The organism is Bradyrhizobium sp. UFLA05-109 (genome assembly GCF_054185165.1).
In genome coordinates, this window is the sequence record NZ_JBBIAR010000079.1 from 23,706 (window position 1) to 43,348 (window position 19,643).

Genomic DNA, 19,643 nt, shown 5'->3' on the forward strand with positions numbered 1-19,643 from the left:
TCCGTGATGGAACCAAATTGCCCCCCGCGCGACTTAATAAGACAAGCACAGAAACGTGCGAGGCTGTCATGGCAGAGCATTGGAAGCACACCGCCGATCCGAACGAGATCATGCGGGCGACCGGTCATCCCGAGCTGGAATATGCCGCGGGGTGGACCATCGCAGGCCTGGTCACGCTCGGCACCATCGTCGCCGCCTGGGTGTTCGCGATCTGAGACGGCGTTAGGCCGCCGGAAACTGCAGTTCGAAGGCGGCGCCTTCGTCAGTCGGCTTCAGCTCGATCGAGCCGCCATGGCTGGCCATCACCGCGCGCGCAATCGCAAGCCCCATTCCGGTACCGCCCGATTCCCGTCGGGTGGTGAAGAAGGCATCAAAGATCCTGTCGCGGTTCGGCGCCGAGATCGGCTCACCGTCATTGCTGACCATCAGCCGCACCGTGGTGCGCTCGTCGACCGCTTCCAGCCTGATATGCTTGGCGCGATGCCGCATCGCATTATCGGCTAGGTGCGACAGCACGATCAGCGCCTTTTCCCCGGACATGCTGATTGGCCGATCGAGGCTGCCTGTGGCGAAGATGGTGCCGACCGAAAAGCGGCTCTTGAGGTCGCCGATGACGGGTGCGAGCTCGGTGCGCTCGTTCTGCGGCAGGCTTTCGGCCCGCGCCAGCTCACGCAGTCGCTGCGCCATCGCTTCCAGCCGCTCGGCATCTGAGAGGATATTGGCGACGAACGTCTTCTGCTCGGCCGGCGTCAGGCTGTCCGGCTTGCCTTGCAGCGAATCCTGCAACAGCTCGGCCGCGCCCTTGATCGAGGTCAGCGGCGATTTCAGCTCGTGGGTCAGGTGCGCCGAGAATGTCGCGATGTAGTCCGATCGACGCGCGAGCTGCTCGGCCATGCCGAGGAAACTGTGCGAGAGCTGGGCGAATTCGCGCGTGCCGTAATGTTTCAACGGCCGGAATGCCTCGCGGTCGCCACGGCCGATCCGGGCCGCGCGGTCGATCAGCTCCCGCATCGGCAGCGTGATGGTCCGGGAGAACACCAGGCCGATCGCGATCGTGCCCAGGATGACGGCGAGCCCCGCCAGGACGAACTTGCCGCGTTCCTGGTAGAGATGGTCGAAGATGTTGCTCGGCGTGCGCGTTGCGTAGACGACGCCCGCGACATGGTTGTTGACGATGACCGGCATTGCCGAGAACACATGCACGCCGAGGCCGCGGCTGAAGGAATAGATCGGCGGCGGCGGCTTGTCCGGCACGCGGTTGCGCAGTGTGGCCCGGTATTGCCCGTGCAGTGCCTCAGTGACTTCCTCGATATGGGCGAGCGACTGCCCGACTTCCTGACGGCCCGCAATCACCACGCCGTTGGGATCGAGGATACGAAAGCCGGCGAGCGTCACCTTCTGCGTTTCGCGGATGATCGGCGTCAGCTTGGCCCCGATCTCGACATAGGCCTGATCCGCCGGCCGCGTCGCAGGCATCGCGTCGGGCCGCCGCCGCAACAGATCGTTTGAGGTCAGGTCGAGCGCAGGGCGGATCGGCGTGAACTGGTCGCCGGGATCGGGCAGTAAGCCGGGCGGCACCTCGGGGCCGAGCGGTATCCCGCCATCGAGGCGCGCCGAGACCTCCTGCGCATAGATCGTCGCGATCACACGGCTCTGCGCGATCAGCTCGGCCTGGGTCTGGCGGATGAGCTGGTTGTCGTAGAGGCGGAAGAAGAACAGCCCCACCAGCGGCAGCACGGCGACCGTCGCCAGCACCGCAAAGATCACGAGCCCGAGCGAGGGCCGCCATTTGTCGGGCGCGGAGCTCATGACTCTTTCTCGCAGCGCCCGAGCTTGAAGCCGACGCCGTGAATGGTCTCGATCACGCTGTCGCAGTTCTGAGCCGCGAGCTTGGCGCGGATGTTGCGGATATGGCTGTCGATAGTGCGGTCGGAGACCTGGATATTGAGCTGATAGGCTGCCCGCATCAATTGCTCGCGGTTGAAGACCGAGGTCGGCCGGGTCAGGAACGCGCGCAAGATGCCGAACTCGATCGCGGTCAGCTTGAGCGGCACGCCCGCGAAGGATGCGACATGCTGCTCGGGATCGACCAGCAGGCCGCCTTGCGAGAGCGCGGTCGAGTCTGTTCTGGCTTCGCCGTTACGCGGGCCGATCCGTCGCAGGATGACGTTGACCCGCGCAACCAGCTCGCGCGGGCTGAACGGCTTCGTCACATAATCGTCGCCGCCGATCTCGAGGCCGAGCACGCGGTCGATCTCCTCGTCGCGCGCGGACAGGAACAGGATCGGCACGTCGGAGGATTTGCGCACCTCGCGGCAAACCTCGAGCCCGTCGAACTCCGGCATGCCGATGTCGAGCACGATCAGGTCGGGCTTGTCGGCGGCAAAGCGGCCGAGTGCCTCCTTGCCGTCGCGCGCCTCAATCACGTCCATGCCGGCCTTCTTCAGCGCGACGTGGATGACCTCGCGGATGTGGCCTTCGTCGTCGACGATGAGAATGCGATGCGCCAATGATGTCTCCGCGTCTTCAACCGGCCGCCTGGCTCTTCGCCAGTGCGTCGAGCCGGCGTTGCAGTCGCCAACCCCGGAAGCTCCAGGCGCGCCAGGACGCCATGTCCTGACGCTGCAGTTCTACAAGCCGATCGCGGCGTGACACAACCCAAGCCTCGTTCGGCGTGTTCCGGAGCGCAATCGCCTTGTCAATGGCAGGCAGCGCCTGCGGTCCGAGCGTCAGCAGGTAGTTGGTATCGATCTGCACGCCCTTGCCTGACATCTCGTGGCTGTGGCTCAGATTATAGTCGGCGATGATCGCATCGAAGTTCACGAGCGCACAGATATACAGCACGATCGTTAACGCGATCAGATTGGCGCCGATCAGCCACCGGTTGGGACGATCGAGCACGATGCGGGCGAGGATCAGGACGAGGCCGAGTGCCACCAGTCCCATCCAGATGAAGGCCGCGATGCGCCAATAGGTCAGGAGATAGATGTCGACATAGAGGTCGAGCCGGAGAATGGAGGAAAGAACCAGAAGCACGTTCTGTCCGACCCAGAGATAGACCAGCGACCGGATCACCGTCGATCTCTCGGCCGGCCCTCCCGGCCGCATCGCGGCGAGCACGAAGCCGGCTGCGAGCAGCGCTGTGACGATCAGCGGATAGGCGCCGCGATGGGCGTAGGCGGCGTAGGTGACGCCGGTCGGCAGCGCCGCATGGCCCCAGAGATAGATCGCATCGAGGATCGATTGCGCCGCGAACAGCAGGTTGAACAGGATCAGCGCGCGCAGGATCGTGGGTGCGCCGAGCAGCTCGACACGCCCGCTGGGAGCCGCCGGCTCCTGTTCGACCAGCGTGGCAGCTGCCACCGCAGCCCGGCTCCTGCGCCGCCACTGCACATGGATGAACGGCCAGACCAGCGCGCCGATCAGCGTCCAGAACAGGATCCGCCAGACGCTGAGATGGTCGAGGATGAGCTTTGGATTGAGCAGGTCGACCCACTGCTCGATCAGCGGATTGGCAGCAGCGAATAATGCGATGAAGACGATGCCGAGAACGGCGGGGACGAACCAGACCGCGATGCCGCGTGTAAATCCCGTGAGATCGAAGATCTGGAGCACGTCGCGGAAGATTCTGAACGGGCCGAACAGAAACAGATTGCGCAACGCGCGGGCGCGGTCGGCGAATGCGGTGGTATCCGGATTGGTCGCAAGCAGAAGGCCGATCGCAAATGCCGCGATGAGGAGCAGGACCGAAAGCGGCGAGACCTCCTCGATGACGGGCACGAGGCCGACGATCACGATGATGCCGCCGAGCGTCGCGCGCCGCAGGTCCAGCGTCGCATGGTTGGCAAGCCAGGATCCGCAGGCGATGGCGCTTGCAAAGATGGCGAGCGAGATCCCGATGCGCTCGTCGTAGAACAGCCAGTCGGCGAGGGCGACGAGCGCCAGCGCCATTGCAAGCCTGGCCGGAACGGCTGATCGCTGGATCGGGAGGATGTCGGCGGCGGCTGATGCCGGGCTTGTCATGTCGAAGACCTTCTCGTGGATGGTGACGGCACGAGCTTGAATGGGCGATGTGCAGATGTCGGGAATCCGCTCTGCACGTCTTCAGGAGTTTCGTGCAGTTTTCGTGCAGGTGCGGTTTCACCACTCGCGCGGCGCAAGACGCTTTGATAGGTGCGAAGCATCCTTTGCTTCGCAGATGTCGTCTCACATGCAATTCACGCGTCGTATCGGCCTCATCCTGCTCTGGCTGGCCCCGCTCGCGCTGGCTTTCGCTGCCGCAAACAAGAACGATCCCTATCTGATCCTGTTGCGTGGCGCGGGAAACATCGCGCTCGTCGTTCTGAGCATCGCGATCGCGATCGTCATCTTTCGCCGCGGGCATTGGCGGCGGGCCACGGGCAGGCTGCTCATCGTGCTTTGGTGTCTGCCGCCGCTATTGATGTCAGCCGCGCATCTCAGGTTCGAGCTGTGCAAGCATGATGTCCTGCACGCAAGCCGCGCGGAGGCGCGCCAGCTCGGGCCGCATTTCATCGTCGGCTATTCGTCGTTTCCCGAGATCGCGCGCCTCGCCGAACAGGGCCTGATCGGCGGCATCTACATCACCCGGCACAACATCAGGCGCAGGACGATCGACGAGCTCCGCGCCGAGATTGCAGCTCTCCAGGACAAGCGGCGCGCGGCGGGCCTGCCGCCGCTGGTTGTGACCGCCGACCAGGAAGGTGGCATCGTCGGCCATCTCTCTCCGCCGCTGACGAAGGTGCCGGCGCTGGCAACGCTGGCCGAGCTTCCGCCGGAGATGCGCAAGGAAAAGGCGGAGGAGTTCGGCCGCACGCATGGGCGCGAGCTGGCGGCGCTCGGTGTCAATCTCAACCTCGCCCCGGTGCTCGACCTGAAACCTGCGGCTAAGCGCAATCGGCTCGATTTCCATACCCTGATCGGACAGCGCGCCATCGCCAGCGATCCGGCCGTGGTCGGCGAGATCGCCAGCGCCTATGTGCGAGGGCTGGAGGAGTCAGGCGTCGGCGCGACGCTCAAGCATTTCCCTGGGATCGGCCGCGTGCGCACTGACACTCATCATTTCGCCGCCAATCTCGACACGCCGGTGGAGGAGCTCGAAGCGTCCGACTGGCGTCCCTTCAAGGAGGTGCTAGCGCATACGAACGCGGCGCTCATGATCGGTCATGTCACGCTGACGGCAGTCGATCCCGATCGCGCCGCCTCGCATTCAAGGCGTGTCGTCCAGGGCGTCCTCCGCGACAAATGGAATTATCAGGGCGTCGCGATGACCGACGACCTCGTGATGGGCGCGATCTACCAGCACGACGTCTGCAAGGCCGTGGTCGAGGCGATGAACGCCGGCGTCGATCTGCTGCTCGTCGCCTATGACGGCGCGCAGTTTTACCGGATTTTCGATTGCGCGCTGGAAGCGTCCCGGCAAGGCCGTCTGGATGTTGCCGCGCTGGGGGCCAGTGAGGGGCGGCTGGGGCGTGCTCTCCTGGCGACAGAACCATAGGTGAGGGCTAAGGCGTCACCGCGCCGCGCTCCACGCCGCGCGGCGCGGTGAGCTCCTTCCAGGTCGAATTGGCGACATGCACCGGCGAGAACGCGGGACGCTCGACGTAGTGGCCGTCGCCGGCCTCGGCGCGCAAGTTTCCATCTTTCCAGACGATCCGGCCGCGCGAAACCGTCACCGCCGGTCCGCCCGTGCATTCGAATCCCTCGAACACGTTGTAGTCGATGCGGCTCATCTGTCGCTTCGCGCTGATCGTCTTGGTCGCCTTGGGGTCCCACACGACGAGGTCGGCATCCGAACCGACGGCGGCCGCGCCCTTGCGCGGGTAGATGTTGAGGATGCGGGCGATGTTGGCCGAGGTCACCGCAACGAATTCTTCCTTCGTCAACCGTCCCGTGGTGACGCCTGCCGTCCACAACAGGCCCAAGCGGTCTTCGAGCCCGCCAGTGCCGTTGGGGATCTTGCGGAAGTCGTCGCGGCCGAACCGTTTCTGCTCGGTCGTGAAGGCGCAGTGGTCGGTCGCCACCACCTGGAGCGAGCCGGATTGCAAGCCGGCCCACAGGCTGTCCTGGTGCGATTTATCGCGGAACGGCGGCGACATCACGCGCTGCGCGGAATGATCCCAATCCTTGCTGGCATATTCGCCGGCATCCAGCAGCAGATGCTGGATCAGCGGCTCGCCATAGACGCGCTTTCCCGCCGCGCGCGCCCGTGCGATCGCCTCGTGCGCTTCGCGACAGCTCGTGTGCACGATATAGACCGGCGTTCCCGTCATGTCGGCGATCATGATGGCGCGGTTGGTGGCCTCGCCCTCGACCTCCGGCGGCCGCGAATAGGCGTGGCCTTCGGGCCCGGTGATGCCGCGCGCGATCAACGCCTCCTGCATCAGCGCGACGACGTCGCCATTCTCGGCATGCACCACCGGCATGGCGCCGAGATGGGCGCAGCGCGCGAACGAGTTGTAGAGCTCGTCATCGTTCACCATCAGCGCGCCCTTGTAGGCCATGAAATGCTTGAAGGTGTTGATGCCGTAGGTTTTGACCACGGTCTCCATCTCGTCGAAGATCTGCTTCGACCATGACGTCACCGCCATGTGGAAGCCGTAGTCGGAAGCCGCTTTCTCGGATTTGTGCCGCCACTCCTGATAGGCCGCGAGCATCGACTGGCCGGGATCGGGCAGGCAGAAATCCACCACCATGGTGGTGCCGCCGGTCAGCGCCGCCTTGGTGCCGGATTCGAAATCATCAGCCGTGACCGTGCCCATGAACGGCATTTCGAGATGGGTATGCGGGTCGATGCCGCCGGGCATCACGAAGCAGCCGCCGGCGTCGATCAATTCAGTGCCCGCCGGCGCATCGATCGACGCGCCAACCGCGACGATGGTGTCTCCGTCGATCAGCACGTCCGCACGGCGCGAATGATCATGATTGACGACAGTGCCGCCGCGAATGAGGAGGGGCATGTGGGACTCCGGCAGAGGGGAGAGGACTGGATCTGCGAAGGCTAAGCTCGCCGGTCGTGATGCGACAGACGAAATTTTAGTCAGCCGCTGCCGACGGCTTCTCTCCCCGGTGACCGAAGCTTAGTCCATGCGTGCCACGAGCCCGTCGAGCGTCGCGTGCACCAGTGCAGCGATCTCTCTCCGCAACGCCGGCAGCGGAACTGCGACCAGCTTCTGCTCCAGGCCCAGCGCCACCATGCCATGCACGGCGGAGAACAGGCTGCGCGCAGTGACACCCAGCTCCTCCGGCGCGCGCTTCGGAAACAACGCCGCAAGCGGCCGGTAGATGTGGCTGAACAGCGCCATCTGGTCGCTGATCGCCCAGTCCGGGACCTCCTTGCCGCGCTCCATGCGATGCTCGAACAGCGCGCGCCAGAGCTCGAGATTTTCCGCCGCGAAATCGCAATAGGCGATGGCTATGCGGACCAGCGTTTCCTTGGGCGCGGGCGCGCCCGCGCTCTCGGCGGCCGTCAGCGCCTCGTCGAGTCGCGCCAGCGTGCGCGAGCCGACGCGCAGGATCAGCTCGTCGACGTCGGCCACGAGATTGTAGACCGCGCCATTGGCGCAGCCGATCTCGCGGGCGAGATCGCGCGTCTTCAGGCCGGCCAGTCCCTTGGCGGCGATCGCCCGCTCCGCCGCCTGGATCAGCTCGGCTCGTTGTTTCTCTCGTCGTTCCAGAGCTTTAGACATTTGTTAACCATACCTATGAGCGTCGCTCAAATATTTCTTGAGCAATGCTCAAGATGTGCTACAAAGAATCTGTGAGCAATGCTCATAACAGGGAGTTACCAATGTTCAAGACCGTAGTGACGCTTTTCCGCGGCAGCGTGGCAGCGGCCGGAGAGGAGCTCGAAGACCGCACGGCGCTTCTCATCCTTGATCAGCAGATGCGCGACGCGGCCGCCGCCGTCGAGCGCAGCAAGCGGACGCTGGCAGTGGCGATTGCGCAAGACCAGCAGGAGGGCCGGCGGCTCGAAGCCACCTGCGCCCGCATCGCCGATCTCGAAACGCGTGCCACGGCGGCACTCGATGGCGGCCGCGAGGACCTCGCGAAGGAGGCCGCCGAAGCCATCGCCGGCCTCGAAGCCGATCGTGATGCGGCGATGACCGCGCGTGCGCTGTTCGCAAGCGAGATCGCGCGGCTGAAGCGGCAGGTCGCAAGCGCCCAGGCCCGCATCACCGAGCTCGATCGCGGGCGTCGTGTCGCCCGAGCCGCGGAGGCGGTGCGCTCGCTTCGCCGCAGCGGCATCGAGGTGGCGCGGCCGTACGAGTCCACGCTGCCTGAAGCGGAGAACACGCTGAAGCGTCTTCGCGAACGGCAGATCGAGGCCCAGGCCGCAGACGACGCGCTGGTCGAGCTCGATGCGGCCACCGGACCGCTCGCGACCGCTGAGAAACTCGCCGAGCAAGGCTTTGGCCCCCGGCTCAAGACGACCGCAGACGACGTGCTGGCGCGGCTGAAGGCCAAGCGCACGCAATCTCTCTGAACTCAAATCCAAACATCATTCGTATCAACAGGAGACGACCATGAACCAGAACGGCCAGCCCCATAGCAGCGCCTGGGTGACCTTCACTTACGCGTCTTTCGCAGCCTCGGCTTTCCTTGTTGCTGTTGGCATCTTCTTCCTGCCGATCGACCTCTGGATGAAGGGCTATCTCACCATGGGCGTCGTGATGCTGATCCAGACCTGCGTCACTTTGACCAAGACGGTGCGCGACAACCACGAAAGCGGGCGGCTCGTGAACCGCATCGAGGATGCCAAGGCCGAGCGGCTGCTGATGGAGGTCTCCAAGGCGGCTTGAACAAAAAGGCGGCTTGAGCAAAGCCGGCTTCAGCTGCATACGAGGCGACGCGCGACGCGGGGGCGGCGGACAGCATCCGCCGCCTCATGCGCCGCAGGCAGATTGAGGCTGTCCCGGCAAGAGATCCTTTACCGCCTTAACTTTTGCTTGAGGTTGCGCTCATCGCTCCTTAATAGCCTCGCGCCAAATACGATCCCGCAGATGGGCAGGCGCAATGGCGGCTTCTGAGAACGGGCGAAATTGGAGGCAGGTTCGGTCGGCGATCGGACGGCTGCGCAGCTACGCCGCGTTCTGGGTCAAGGCCTTTGCCCAGCCGACCATCGATCTCACTTTGCGCACCCATCCGGGCCAGGTGACCCGGATCGTCGAAAGCCCAGGGCTATCGCTGCCGCAGGACGAGCTCGACCGGCTGGTCGCGCAGCTTCGCATGGTCGCGGCCAAGACCTTGCCGGCTGATGAACTGACCTACGGGATCTTCTCAGGCGCCAGTGAGCGGCTCGCGCATGCCATCGTCACGCTCGTCTCGGAGGAGGGCAGTGGACGTCCGATTGCCTTCAACGCCTTGTCACTGATGCAGGTCGAGCTTGACGGCGCGCCGGCCGATGTCACCCATCTTGGACTCGTCATGGTCGATCCCGATGCGCGCGGGCAGGGCCTGTCCTGGGTGCTCTACGGTTTGACGACGCTGGTGCTGTTTGCACGCGACGGTCTGCGCCCGCGATGGATCTCCAACGTCACGCAGGTGCCGGCAGTGGTCGGCATGGTGAGCGAGACCTTCTCCGACGTCTATCCCTCGCCGCGGCCAGAGGCGCGGCAGAGCTTTGTTCATCTCCAGCTCGCCCGCGATATCATGCGGCGGCATCGCGCCGTGTTCGGTGTCGGGCGCGATGCGGGCTTCGACGAAGCGCGCTTCGTGATCACCGACGCCTATACGGGCGGCTCTGATGCCCTAAAGAAAACGTTCGACGAGGCACCAAAACATCGCGACGCGCAATATGCCGAGTTCTGTGCCCGCGAGCTGAACTACGATCGCGGCGACGACTTCCTGCAGATCGGTCGCATCGATCTTGCAGCTGCGCGCAGCTATTTGTTCGAGCAGGTGCCGCACCGTTCGCTGCCCGGTCTGTTCGTTGCCTCCATGATCCTTGGCCTCCAGCGGCTCGTCCTGCCGGTGCTGCATTGGCTCGACGACAGCCGCGCCTTCGGGACGTTGCGGCCCCGGCAGGGGAACGGCCAATGACGTCGACCGTCATCGCCAATGCGATCGTCAATCTCTGCGGCGCGATCGGGCTTTTTGTCGCAGTGCTCGCGCTCCATCGCCGCGATGCGCGCAGTCCGCTGACCCGGCGCCTGGTGATCGCGCTCGGCATCGTCGCGCTGCTGTTCCTGGTGCGCAGCACGGCTTGGCTCACCGGCAGTACGCTGCTCGATGATCTCTCGGTGATCCCCGCCGCCCTGATCCCCTTCGGAGCCCTGATCGTGACCGAGGGTATGCTGCGGCGGCACGCGCCGCGTGCCATCAAGCTTGCCGTGATCGTCATCGCGGTCGTGCTCGGGCTCGGCGGTGCGCTGGGGCTCGGGCATTTCGACCGCGCCTATGCCGTTGCGCTGGCGCTGTTTCAACTGGGTGGCTTTGCGGCCTGCGCCTATCTACTCGCGAATCGCGATCGTCATTCGCTTTTAGCCTCCGAGAACCGCAGCATCGATCGCATGACGGTCGGCGCGGTGATCGTGCTGCCCTTCATCGTCACCGATTTCAGAGCCCTGATGCCGGACATGCCTGTCAAGCTCGGCGCGCTCGGCGCCTTGCTCGTGGTTACGGCGGTCCTGATTGCCGGCAGCAGCGGCGAAGCCCGCTGGCATGGCGTCCTCTTGACGATGCTGCGGCTCGTGACTTCCGCTTTGCTTGGGCTCGCCGCAGCCTTCGTCGCCCCTGATGTCGATGCCGCACAGCTCGCGCGCTTCTGCGCCATCGCCGTATCGGGCGTGCTGACTATCGGCCTGATGACCGACACGCTGCGGGCCTACCTCGAGTCCCGCGCGCCGGGCGTGCTGAGCTCGGTCGCGATCTCACCGGCGACCACGCGCGGTCAGCTGATTGCGGAGCTGCTGCGCCATCCCCTGTTCGAGAGCGCACGGCGCTATCGCGAAGAGGATCTTGCAGCCTACGATCCGCTCTTGCTGCGCAACCGCCTCGCGACACATCGCGTGCTGCGGCGGTCGGATGCGCCCTGGGGACATCCGCCGATCGATCCGGCCGTGGAGCGTCTGGTGTCGCTGATGGCCGCAGGCAGCGCGACGCACCTCGTCGTGCTCTCGTCCGATCCGGTCGATATCCTCGTACTGGCAGTTCCCGTGATCTCGGACGATCCCGCCACCGAGACCGCGATCGCGCTTGTGCAGCGGATCCTGATCATGACGGACGATGTCCCGCGCGGCTCGATGATCGCCTAGCTCATATCGCGCCTGCGAAATGCAACCGAGCCATGACGGAACGCGCGGGCGTGCACCCTTGTGCCCCGGCGTCGACCGGAGCACTCTGCACCGGACGGCGCAAAGAACGCCGCTGACGACAACGACCCGAGGAAGCTTCCATGGCGGCGACGCGGATCGATTGCGATGTCCACCCGGCGGTCGGGGGCACCCGCACCACGCTGTTGCCCTATCTCAGCGATCACTGGAAAGAGCAGGTGGTGAGCCGCGCGATCGATGGGCTCGATCTCACCAGCTATCCGCCGAGCATGCCGCTCTCCGGCCGCGCCGACTGGCGCCCCGCGAGCGGCGCAAAGCCGGGCTCTGACCTTGCGATGGTGCAGAAGGGCGCGTTCGATCAGCTTGGCGCCAGCCACGCGATCCTCAACGTGCTCTATGGCGCGCAGGCCGTCTACGATCCCTACATGGCTGCGGACTTCTGCAAGGCGATCAACGACTGGATCGCCGTCGAGTGGCTGTCGCGCGATCCGCGCCTGCGGGCATCCATCGTGGTGCCGATGCAGGCCCCGGATCTGGCGGTCGAGGAGATCGAGCGCCGCGCTGGCGACAACCGCTTTGTGTCGATCCTTGTACTGGCGCAGGGCGAGACGCTGCTCGGTCGCCGCCACTACTGGCCAGTCTACCGGCTTGCTGAGAAGTACCGCCTGCCGCTCGCGATCCACGCCGGCACCCAATATCGCTACGCGCCGAGCTCGGCCGGCTGGCCGTCGCATCGCTACGAATCTTACTTCGTCGAGGCGCAGGCCTTTCAGGCCCAGGTCCTCAGCCTGATCTATGAAGGCGTATTCGGCAAATTCCCTGATTTCAAGGTTGTGCTGATGGAATCAGGGGTGAGCTGGCTGCCCGCCTTCATGTGGCGTGCGAACAAGACCTGGCGCGGCGTGCGGGTCGAGGTGCCCTGGGTCGAGCGCGAGCCGGCCGCGATCATCCGCGACAATGTCCGCGTCACCATGCAGCCGTTTGATGCGCCCGCGGATGCCAGAAGCGTCCAGGAGATCATTGACCAGATCGGCTGCGACAAGATGTTCCTGTTCGCGTCCGATTATCCGCACTGGCAATTCGACGGCGACGATCCGATCCCGCCGAACCTGCCAAAGAGCATCATCTCGAAAATGTGCGCCGACAATCCGCTGGAGACGTTTCCGCGATTGTCGCTCAATTAGTTGCTGGAGGATCGCATGAGTGACGTCATCGACCGCCCGTTGCTCGAGGAAGAAAAGTCTGCCGCCGCGCGGCTGAAGATCGTCGATTGCGACGTTCATCCCAGCCTTCGCTCGACGGATGATCTCAACGAGTTCCTGCCGAAACGCTGGCAGCAGCACCTCAAGGAATATGGCAGCCATCTGCGCACGCCCTATCTCTTCACGACGCCCTATCCACGGTCCTCCCCTCTGATCGCGCGACGCGACGCCTGGCCGCCGACTGGCGGGCCGCCGGGCTCCGATCTCGCCTTCATGCGAAAGCAGCATCTCGACCCGCTCGACGTCGAGTTCGGAATCCTGCAGGTGCTCGATCTTTTCATCTTCTCGCAGCAAAACCTCGAATTCGGCGCAGCAATCCAGCGCGCCATCAACGACTGGCAGCTTGCCTTCTGGTCGCATCGCGATCCCCGATTGAAGGCATCGATCCTGGTCGGGCAGGACAGCACCGACCTTGCCATCGCCGAAATCGATCGCTGCGCGAAGATCGGAGAGTATATCCAGATCAACGTCTCTCCGCGCGCCAACGAACCGCTTGGCCGCCGTCGCTATTGGCCGATCTACGAACGTGCACAAGAACTCGATTTGCCGCTCGGCATCCATGTCGGAGGTTATGGCGGGCACGCGCCGACCGGCGGCGGCTGGCCGTCTTATTACGTCGAAGAGCATCAGTCGAACGCGCACACCATCGCGGCGCAGCTTGCAAGCCTGGTCATCGAAGGCGTGCCGGAACGGTTTCCCAAGCTGAAGATCGTCTTCATCGAAGGCGGCTTTGGCTGGATCCCGTCGGCGGTGTGGCGCATGGACCAGCACTTTGAGCGCTTCCGCAGCGAGGTGCCGCATCTCAAGCGCAGGCCGTCGGAATATGTGCGCGAGCACTTCTGGTTCACGACGCAGCCGATCGACGAGCCGGACGAGGCGCGGCATCTGCGCTCGCTGATCGAATGGGTCGGCATCGATCGCCTGCTGTTCTCGTCGGACTACCCGCACTGGGATTTTGACGATCCGCGCTTTGCCTTCAAGACGCCGCTGACGGAGGTCGAGCGGAAGAAGATCTTCAACGCGAACGCCCGCGCGGTCTACAAATTCTGAGACCGGTATGGCCCGTCACATCGTCGCCCGCACCTCGGATATCCCGCCCGGCGGCAACAAGGTCGTCGATATCGCGGGCCGCGACATCGTCGTGTTCCACGTCAATGGCGAGTTCTTCGCGCTGTTGAACCGGTGTCCCCACGAAGGCGCCCCGCTCGACAAGGCGGCTTGCGTCGCGCGTCTCACTTCACCAGAGCCCGGCGTCTACCAGCGCTCGCGCATCGGCGAGCTCCTGCGCTGCCCATGGCACGGCTGGGAATTCGACATGCGCAACGGCCAGTCCTGGTTCGATCCGACGCGGGTGAAGGTGCGGTCCTATCCGGTCGCGGTGGAACGCGGTGAGGAGTTGCAGAAGGGGCCGTTTGTCGCGGAGACCTTTCCGGTGCATGTCGAGGACAGTTACGTGATTGTTGAGGTTTGAGCCGGCTTTGCGGATTGTGGTTTCGACCCAGGTGCGATAAGGCTCGCCCGCATTCATGGCGGAGATGAGCATTGTCGAAACAATCCTTGCGCGAGGAGGCCGAGCGCCTGATCCGCGAGACGATGGAAAAGAAGAACATCGTCGTCAAGCAGGGCACGACCCGCATCGAGGCGGTCTGCGGCAAGTGCGGCGCGCCGAACCGGGTGCAGGCCGCCAAGGGCCAGACCCGCGTCAAGTTTGCCTGCAAGCAATGCGGGCAGCAGCAAGAGACGCTGTAGGCGTTCGCGACTGCACCCTCTCCCTTTGCGGGAGATGGTGGCTATGCGGAGCGAAGCCGGGTGAGGGGTCTCTCTCCGCTGCGCTCGTCTCTCAATTGAGTTCGCGGAACCAACCCCTTATCCGGCGCTTCGCGCCACCTTCTCCCACATGGGGAGAAGGGAAGACGACTATCTGCCCTCAACAAATCTCTTGAACGCATCCGCATAGTCCGGATGCCAGCGCGACAGCGGCGGCCGGTTCTCGACGACGTCGCCGGCGGCCCACAGCATGCGCTTTTCGTCGAGCTCGCGTGGCACGTCGTTGTCCGGGCAGAGGATGTAGAAGTCGCCAGCCTCGAGCCGCGTCATCATGAAATCAACCGTCTGTTCCGGCGTCCATGCGCCGGCGGGTTTCTCGGTGCGGCCACGCGCGGTGAGCCTGGTGAAGACGAACCCGGGGATCAAGAGGTGCGCCGTGATGCGGCAATCCCTGGTGTTTCGCAACTCGTGCTGGAGTGCTTCGGTGAACGCCTTCACGCCGGCCTTCGAGACGTTGTAGGCGGGATCGCCCGGCGGCGTGGTGATGCCCTGCTTCGAGCCGGTATTGATGATGAGGCCGGCCTTGCCGCGCGCGATCATGTTGGGCGCAAAGAGGCGCGCGCCGTGGATGATGCCCCACATGTTGACGTCGATGATACGCTGCCAGGTGTCGGGCTCGCCGAACATCGTGCTGCCCGGCTGGATGCCGGCATTGTTCATCAGCACGTCCGTTCCACCGAAACGCTTCTGCACGGCGGCTTCCAGTTCCCTCAGGCTGTCCGGCCGACTGACATCCACAACGGTCGCCATCACGTGATCGGCGCCGCCGGGTGCGATCGATGACAGTTTTGTTTCCGCCTGGGTCAACTGTACCGAGTCGACGTCGGCGATGCAGACCTTCATGCCGAGCCTTGCTAACTGTTCCGCGGCGGCGAGACCGATGCCGGAGGCGCCACCCGTTATCACGGCAACGTTATTGGCTGACAGGGCAGGGTGCGGCATGAGGATACTCCGGATCGCAGCGCGCGGGGTGAGAGCGGGTTCGACCTATAGCACGACAATCTTGCGACCATGCACAAGTCGGCATGGGAGGTCTTCGTTCCGCGCCGGCTTTACGCCGATTCGGCACCGCTGTATTTTATGCGACCTAACGATCCCGCCCAGATCGAACCCAATCAAGTCAGTCAGAGGGAGTGCAGCCATGGCTGTGTCGCAGGCTATTCCGATCACGCGCCATCCGTTCGCCAACGGGTCCTACAAGCAGATGCTGATCGACGGCAAATGGGTCGATGCGGCTTCGGGCAAGCGCTTCGAGACCCGCAACCCCGCGACCGGCGAACTGCTCGCGACCGTCGCCGAGGGCGACAAGGAGGACATCGATCGTGCGGTTGCGGCCGCGCGCCGCGCTTTCGAGGGGCCGTGGAGCAAGGTCAAGCCGTTCGAGCGACAGAACCTGCTGCTCAAGCTCGCCGATCTCATCGAGAAGAATTTCGACGAATTGGCGCAGCTCGATACGCTCGACATGGGCGCGCCCGTCAGCCGCACCCGCTCTTACAAGCTGCGCGTGCTCGGCATGCTCCGCTACTATGCGGGGCAGACGACCGCGATCCATGGCGAGACCATCGAGAACTCGCTGCCGGGTGAGATTTTCTCCTACACGCTGAAGGAGCCGGTCGGCGTCGTCGGCGCCATCATTCCCTGGAACGGCCCGTTTACCGCGACGATCTGGAAGATCGGGCCGGCGATTGCGACCGGCTGCACCGTGGTGCTGAAGCCCGCGGAAGAGGCGCCGCTGACCTCGCTGCGCATCGCCGAGCTCGCGCTGGAAGCGGGCGTGCCGCCCGGCGTCATCAACGTCGTGCCGGGCTATGGCGAGACCGCGGGTGCTGCGCTCGCCTCGCACCACGATGTCGACAAGGTCGCCTTCACCGGCTCGCACGTCACGGGCCAATCGATCATCCGCGCCTCGGCCGGCAACCTGAAGCGCGTCTCGCTCGAGCTTGGTGGCAAGTCGCCGGATATCGTGTTTGCGGATGCCGATCTCGATGCCGCCGTGCCTGGCGCGGCAATGGCGGTGTTCGCCAACTCGGGGCAGATCTGCAGCGCCGGCACGCGGCTGTTCGTCGAGCAGGCGATCTACGACGAGTTCGTCGGCCGCGTCGCCGAGTTCGGCAAGAAGCTGCAGGTCGGCAACGGTCTTGACCCCAACACCCAGATCGGCCCGCTGGTCTCCGAACAGCAGCTCGAGCGCGTCACCGGCTATCTCGATGTCGGCCAGAAGGAAGGCGCCAAGGCGCTCGCCGGCGGTGGCCGCGTGACTGAGGGCGCGCTTGCCAAGGGCTACTTCGTTTCGCCGACCGTGTTCGCAGGCGTCCAGGATAACATGCGCATCGCGCAGGAGGAGATCTTTGGCCCCGTGATCTCTGCGATCGCCTTCAAGGACATGGACGAGCTCGTCAAGCGCGCGAATGCGACGATGTTCGGTCTCGGCTCGGGCCTGTGGACCCGCGACGTCAGCAAGGCGCATCACGTTGCAAAGTCACTGCGCGCCGGTTCTGTGTGGGTCAACTGCTACCAGGCCATGGACCCGGCCGTGCCCTTCGGCGGCTACAAGATGAGCGGCTATGGCCGCGAATCCGGCAAGCAGCACGTCGAGGAATATCTCAACGTGAAGGCCGTCTGGATCAAGACAGCGTAGCGCTCATTTACCTCTCGCATCTCGCGGGACGGAAAATTCTCTTTATCGGGGCGGCACCTTTTCCGGTAGCCGCCCCTCGCTATATGATCCGTATCCTTCCATAGCCATTTGGGGCAGACATGAAATTTCCGGCGTTGTTTCAACCGTTGCAGGTCGGTCCTTACAAGCTTGCGCATCGTGTCGCGATGGCGCCGTTGACGCGCATGCGGGCCGAGCGCGAGAGCTTTGCGCCGCGCACCCTCAACGCCGAATATTACGGCCAGCGTGCGACGCAAGGCGGCCTCATCGTCGCCGAAGCCTCGCCCGTGCTCTCGCATGGGCGCGGCAATCCGGCCACGCCCGGCATCTATTCGGACACGCAGGTGGCCGGCTGGCGCAAGGTCGTCGATGCCGTGCATGCCAAGGGCGGCATCATCTTCCTCCAGCTCTGGCATGTCGGTCGCGTCTCGCATTCCTCGTTCCATGGCGGCGAGCTGCCGGTTGCGCCTTCCGCGATCCCGATCAAGGCCGAGGGCATGAAGGCGATGACCGCTGACGGCAAGATCGCCGACTATGAGACGCCGCGCGCACTCGAAACCGGAGAGGTCAAGGGCATCGTCGAGGCATTCCGGCAAGCCGCGAAGAACGCGCTTACCGCGGGCTTCGACGGCGTCGAGATCCACGGCGCCAACGGCTATCTGCTCGAGCAGTTTTTGCAGTCACGCAGCAATCAGCGGACCGACCAGTATGGCGGGTCGATCGAGAACCGCGCGCGCCTGCTGCTCGAGGTTACGCAGGCCGCGATCGACGTCTGGGGCGCGAACCGCGTCGGCGTGCGGCTGTCGCCCTATGGCATCGCCAATGATTCCGGCGAGCCGGATCCAATGCCGCTCTATACGCATGTCGTGAAGGCGCTCGACAAGCTCGGCCTTGCCTATCTGCACTTCATCGAGCCGCGTTCGAGCGGCTCGGGCCGTGCCGAGGTCAACTGGCAGAACGTGCCGTCGGCGATGGTGCTGTTCCGTCCGCTCTATAGCGGCGTCCTCATGACCGCAGGCGGATTCAGCGGCGAGACGGCGAATGCCGCGATCGCCGACGGCCATGCCGACCTCATCGCCTTCGGTCGTATCTTCATCTCCAACCCCGATCTGCCGCGCCGCCTTCAGCACGACTATCCGATCACACCCTACAACCGCGCGACGTTCTACGGCGGCGAGGAGAGGGGGTATACGGATTATCCGGCTTATGACGAGCTGACGCCGGCGTAATCCTCTTTCGTCATTCCGGGGCGACGCGGAGCGTCGATCCCGGAATCCATTTTTCCGCTTGAACATGCCGTTCGATGGATTCCGGGCTCGCGACTTCGTCGCGCCCCGGAATGACAGGAGCAAGCATCCATGGCGAAAGCCGCAGTCGCCGCAGGAACCGCCAGCGGGCAATGTCTCTGCGGCAAGGTCACCTTCGAGATCGACGTTCCCGCGCGCTGGGCCTGGCACGATCACTCCGCAGCCAGCCGCCGCGCCCATGGCGCGGCCTATGCAACGTACGTCGGAAGCTGGAAAAAGCGTTTCCGCATCATGTCGGGAAAGACCGCGATCACCCGCTATGAGGACAAGGCGACCAAGACCGCGCGCAGCTTCTGCTCCCATTGCGGCACGCCGATTGCCTACGAGCGCCCACGCGGCCCGCACATGGTCAACATCCCCCGCGCGCTCTTCAACGAGCGTACCGGCCGCCAGCCGCTCTATCACCTTGCGATCGAGGAACTCCAGGAATGGGCCTATACCGGCGAGCCGCTGGTGCCGCTGAAAGGTTTCCCCGGCGTGGTCTGGCAGCGCTCGAAAAAGAGGAAGCGCGCTAGCGGCGAGGACCCTTTTGAGCTCGGCCGCGAGGAGATGTGACGCTCTCGCACGCAACGCAGCCATGACCGCGCTTCCTTGCGCGCGTGCTTCGACTTCGGCCATCATGCTACCGTCCTCCGGCAACGTCCGAGAGGCCCGGAGGAAACATGAAGAACCGCGTCACCGGCCGCTCCGCCTTTCTTGCGCTGCTCAGGGATGAAGGCATCACGCATCTGTTCGGCAATCCCGGCACCACCGAATTGCCGATCATGCATGCGCTGAAGGACCATCCCGATCTCACCTATGTGATGGCGATGCAGGAAAGCCTGGTGGTCGCGATCGCCGACGGCTTCAGCCGCGCCTCGGGACAACTCGTCGCCTGCAACGTCCATGTCGCGCCCGGGCTCGGCAACGCGATGGGCTCGCTCTACAACGCGCAGTTCACGGGCACGCCGATGATCCTGACCGCGGGCCAGCAGGAGCAGGGCCACGGCCTGATGGAGCCGGTGCTCTATGGTCCGCTGGTGCGCATGGCCGAGCCGCTGGTGAAATGGGCGGTCGAGGTGACGCGGCTGGAAGACCTGCCGCGCATCGTGCGCCGCGCCGCGAAGGTCGCGATGACCCCGCCGACCGGGCCGGTGTTCATCTCGCTGCCGGGTGATATCCTCAATAGCGAAGCAGGCATTGATCTTGGCCATTCCACCCGCATCGATGCGCGCGCAAGGCCGTCTGACGAGGCGTTGAGGGCATTCGCAGCACGGCTGCTCGAAGCCGAACGTCCCGTCATCGTCACGATGGACGAGGT

20 protein-coding genes are annotated in these 19,643 nt (G+C 64.5%); 14 read left to right on the plus strand and 6 right to left on the minus strand.

Annotated features, from left to right (window positions below; translation table 11 throughout):
* Positions 1–68: 68 nt before the first annotated feature.
* Positions 69–215, plus strand: a complete 147-nt coding sequence (locus Q3C01_RS38020) for a hypothetical protein (RefSeq protein WP_254098688.1) — start codon at positions 69–71, stop codon at positions 213–215.
* Positions 216–222: 7 nt separating this feature from the next.
* Here Q3C01_RS38020 and Q3C01_RS38025 read toward each other — a convergent pair whose 3' ends face one another.
* The 3 genes from Q3C01_RS38025 to Q3C01_RS38035 are packed head-to-tail and all read right to left on the minus strand — an operon-like array spanning position 223 to position 4,023.
* Entirely contained in the window at positions 223–1,809 is a 1,587-nt protein-coding gene (locus Q3C01_RS38025; RefSeq protein ID WP_458150431.1) for an ATP-binding protein, read from the minus strand.
* Positions 1,806–2,510, minus strand: a complete 705-nt coding sequence (locus Q3C01_RS38030; protein WP_458150432.1) for a response regulator transcription factor — start codon at positions 2,508–2,510, stop codon at positions 1,806–1,808. The genes Q3C01_RS38025 and Q3C01_RS38030 overlap by 4 nt, the downstream gene beginning before the upstream one ends.
* Positions 2,511–2,526: 16 nt before the next feature.
* The gene (locus Q3C01_RS38035) at positions 2,527–4,023 is read right to left on the minus strand and encodes a DUF4153 domain-containing protein (RefSeq protein WP_458150433.1); all 1,497 of its coding nucleotides are present in this window, start codon (positions 4,021–4,023) and stop codon (positions 2,527–2,529) included.
* 187 nt (positions 4,024–4,210) lie between these two features.
* Between Q3C01_RS38035 and Q3C01_RS38040 the strand changes: the two genes are divergently transcribed.
* Positions 4,211–5,515 (plus strand): glycoside hydrolase family 3 N-terminal domain-containing protein, encoded by a 1,305-nt coding sequence (locus Q3C01_RS38040; protein WP_458150434.1) that lies wholly within the window; start codon positions 4,211–4,213, stop codon positions 5,513–5,515.
* Positions 5,516–5,522: 7 nt separating this feature from the next.
* Here Q3C01_RS38040 and hydA read toward each other — a convergent pair whose 3' ends face one another.
* Both hydA and Q3C01_RS38050 read right to left on the minus strand, forming a co-directional pair.
* Complete coding sequence (gene hydA, locus Q3C01_RS38045) at positions 5,523–6,977, minus strand: dihydropyrimidinase (RefSeq protein WP_458150435.1); 1,455 nt, start codon at positions 6,975–6,977, stop codon at positions 5,523–5,525.
* Positions 6,978–7,097: 120 nt separating this feature from the next.
* The gene (locus Q3C01_RS38050) at positions 7,098–7,706 is read right to left on the minus strand and encodes a TetR/AcrR family transcriptional regulator (protein ID WP_458150436.1); all 609 of its coding nucleotides are present in this window, start codon (positions 7,704–7,706) and stop codon (positions 7,098–7,100) included.
* 101 nt (positions 7,707–7,807) lie between these two features.
* Between Q3C01_RS38050 and Q3C01_RS38055 the strand changes: the two genes are divergently transcribed.
* The 8 genes from Q3C01_RS38055 (at position 7,808) to Q3C01_RS38090 (ending at position 14,302) form a co-directional block, all read left to right on the plus strand.
* Positions 7,808–8,503, plus strand: a complete 696-nt coding sequence (locus Q3C01_RS38055; RefSeq protein ID WP_458150437.1) for a PspA/IM30 family protein — start codon at positions 7,808–7,810, stop codon at positions 8,501–8,503.
* Between the two features lie 40 nt (positions 8,504–8,543).
* Positions 8,544–8,819: a YiaA/YiaB family inner membrane protein gene (locus Q3C01_RS38060; RefSeq protein WP_458150438.1), complete on the plus strand. Its 276-nt coding sequence runs from the start codon at positions 8,544–8,546 to the stop codon at positions 8,817–8,819.
* Between the two features lie 214 nt (positions 8,820–9,033).
* Entirely contained in the window at positions 9,034–10,059 is a 1,026-nt protein-coding gene (locus tag Q3C01_RS38065; RefSeq protein ID WP_458150439.1) for a hypothetical protein, read from the plus strand.
* A complete protein-coding gene (locus tag Q3C01_RS38070) occupies positions 10,056–11,273 on the plus strand; it encodes a hypothetical protein (RefSeq protein WP_458150440.1) in 1,218 nt (405 codons plus the stop codon). The genes Q3C01_RS38065 and Q3C01_RS38070 overlap by 4 nt, the downstream gene beginning before the upstream one ends.
* A 140-nt stretch (positions 11,274–11,413) precedes the next feature.
* On the plus strand, positions 11,414–12,475 hold the full coding sequence (locus tag Q3C01_RS38075; RefSeq protein WP_458150441.1) for an amidohydrolase family protein: 1,062 nt from the start codon (positions 11,414–11,416) through the stop codon (positions 12,473–12,475).
* Between the two features lie 15 nt (positions 12,476–12,490).
* Complete coding sequence (locus tag Q3C01_RS38080) at positions 12,491–13,603, plus strand: amidohydrolase family protein (RefSeq protein WP_458150442.1); 1,113 nt, start codon at positions 12,491–12,493, stop codon at positions 13,601–13,603.
* Between the two features lie 7 nt (positions 13,604–13,610).
* Positions 13,611–14,024 carry a Rieske (2Fe-2S) protein gene (locus tag Q3C01_RS38085; protein ID WP_458150443.1) on the plus strand — a complete coding sequence of 138 codons (414 nt, stop codon included), beginning with the start codon at positions 13,611–13,613 and terminating at the stop codon, positions 14,022–14,024.
* Positions 14,025–14,095: 71 nt separating this feature from the next.
* Positions 14,096–14,302: a hypothetical protein gene (locus Q3C01_RS38090; protein ID WP_458150444.1), complete on the plus strand. Its 207-nt coding sequence runs from the start codon at positions 14,096–14,098 to the stop codon at positions 14,300–14,302.
* 168 nt (positions 14,303–14,470) lie between these two features.
* Here Q3C01_RS38090 and Q3C01_RS38095 read toward each other — a convergent pair whose 3' ends face one another.
* The gene (locus tag Q3C01_RS38095) at positions 14,471–15,322 is read right to left on the minus strand and encodes an SDR family NAD(P)-dependent oxidoreductase (protein ID WP_458150445.1); all 852 of its coding nucleotides are present in this window, start codon (positions 15,320–15,322) and stop codon (positions 14,471–14,473) included.
* Between the two features lie 199 nt (positions 15,323–15,521).
* Between Q3C01_RS38095 and Q3C01_RS38100 the strand changes: the two genes are divergently transcribed.
* The 4 genes from Q3C01_RS38100 to Q3C01_RS38115 all read left to right on the plus strand — a co-directional run.
* On the plus strand, positions 15,522–17,018 hold the full coding sequence (locus tag Q3C01_RS38100) for an aldehyde dehydrogenase family protein (protein ID WP_458150446.1): 1,497 nt from the start codon (positions 15,522–15,524) through the stop codon (positions 17,016–17,018).
* Between the two features lie 119 nt (positions 17,019–17,137).
* Positions 17,138–18,265, plus strand: a complete 1,128-nt coding sequence (locus Q3C01_RS38105; protein ID WP_458150447.1) for an alkene reductase — start codon at positions 17,138–17,140, stop codon at positions 18,263–18,265.
* A gap of 129 nt (positions 18,266–18,394) precedes the next feature.
* Positions 18,395–18,898: a GFA family protein gene (locus tag Q3C01_RS38110; RefSeq protein WP_458150448.1), complete on the plus strand. Its 504-nt coding sequence runs from the start codon at positions 18,395–18,397 to the stop codon at positions 18,896–18,898.
* 107 nt (positions 18,899–19,005) lie between these two features.
* Positions 19,006–19,643 (plus strand): thiamine pyrophosphate-binding protein (locus Q3C01_RS38115; protein WP_458150449.1); only part of this gene is annotated, 638 nt, incomplete at its 3' end.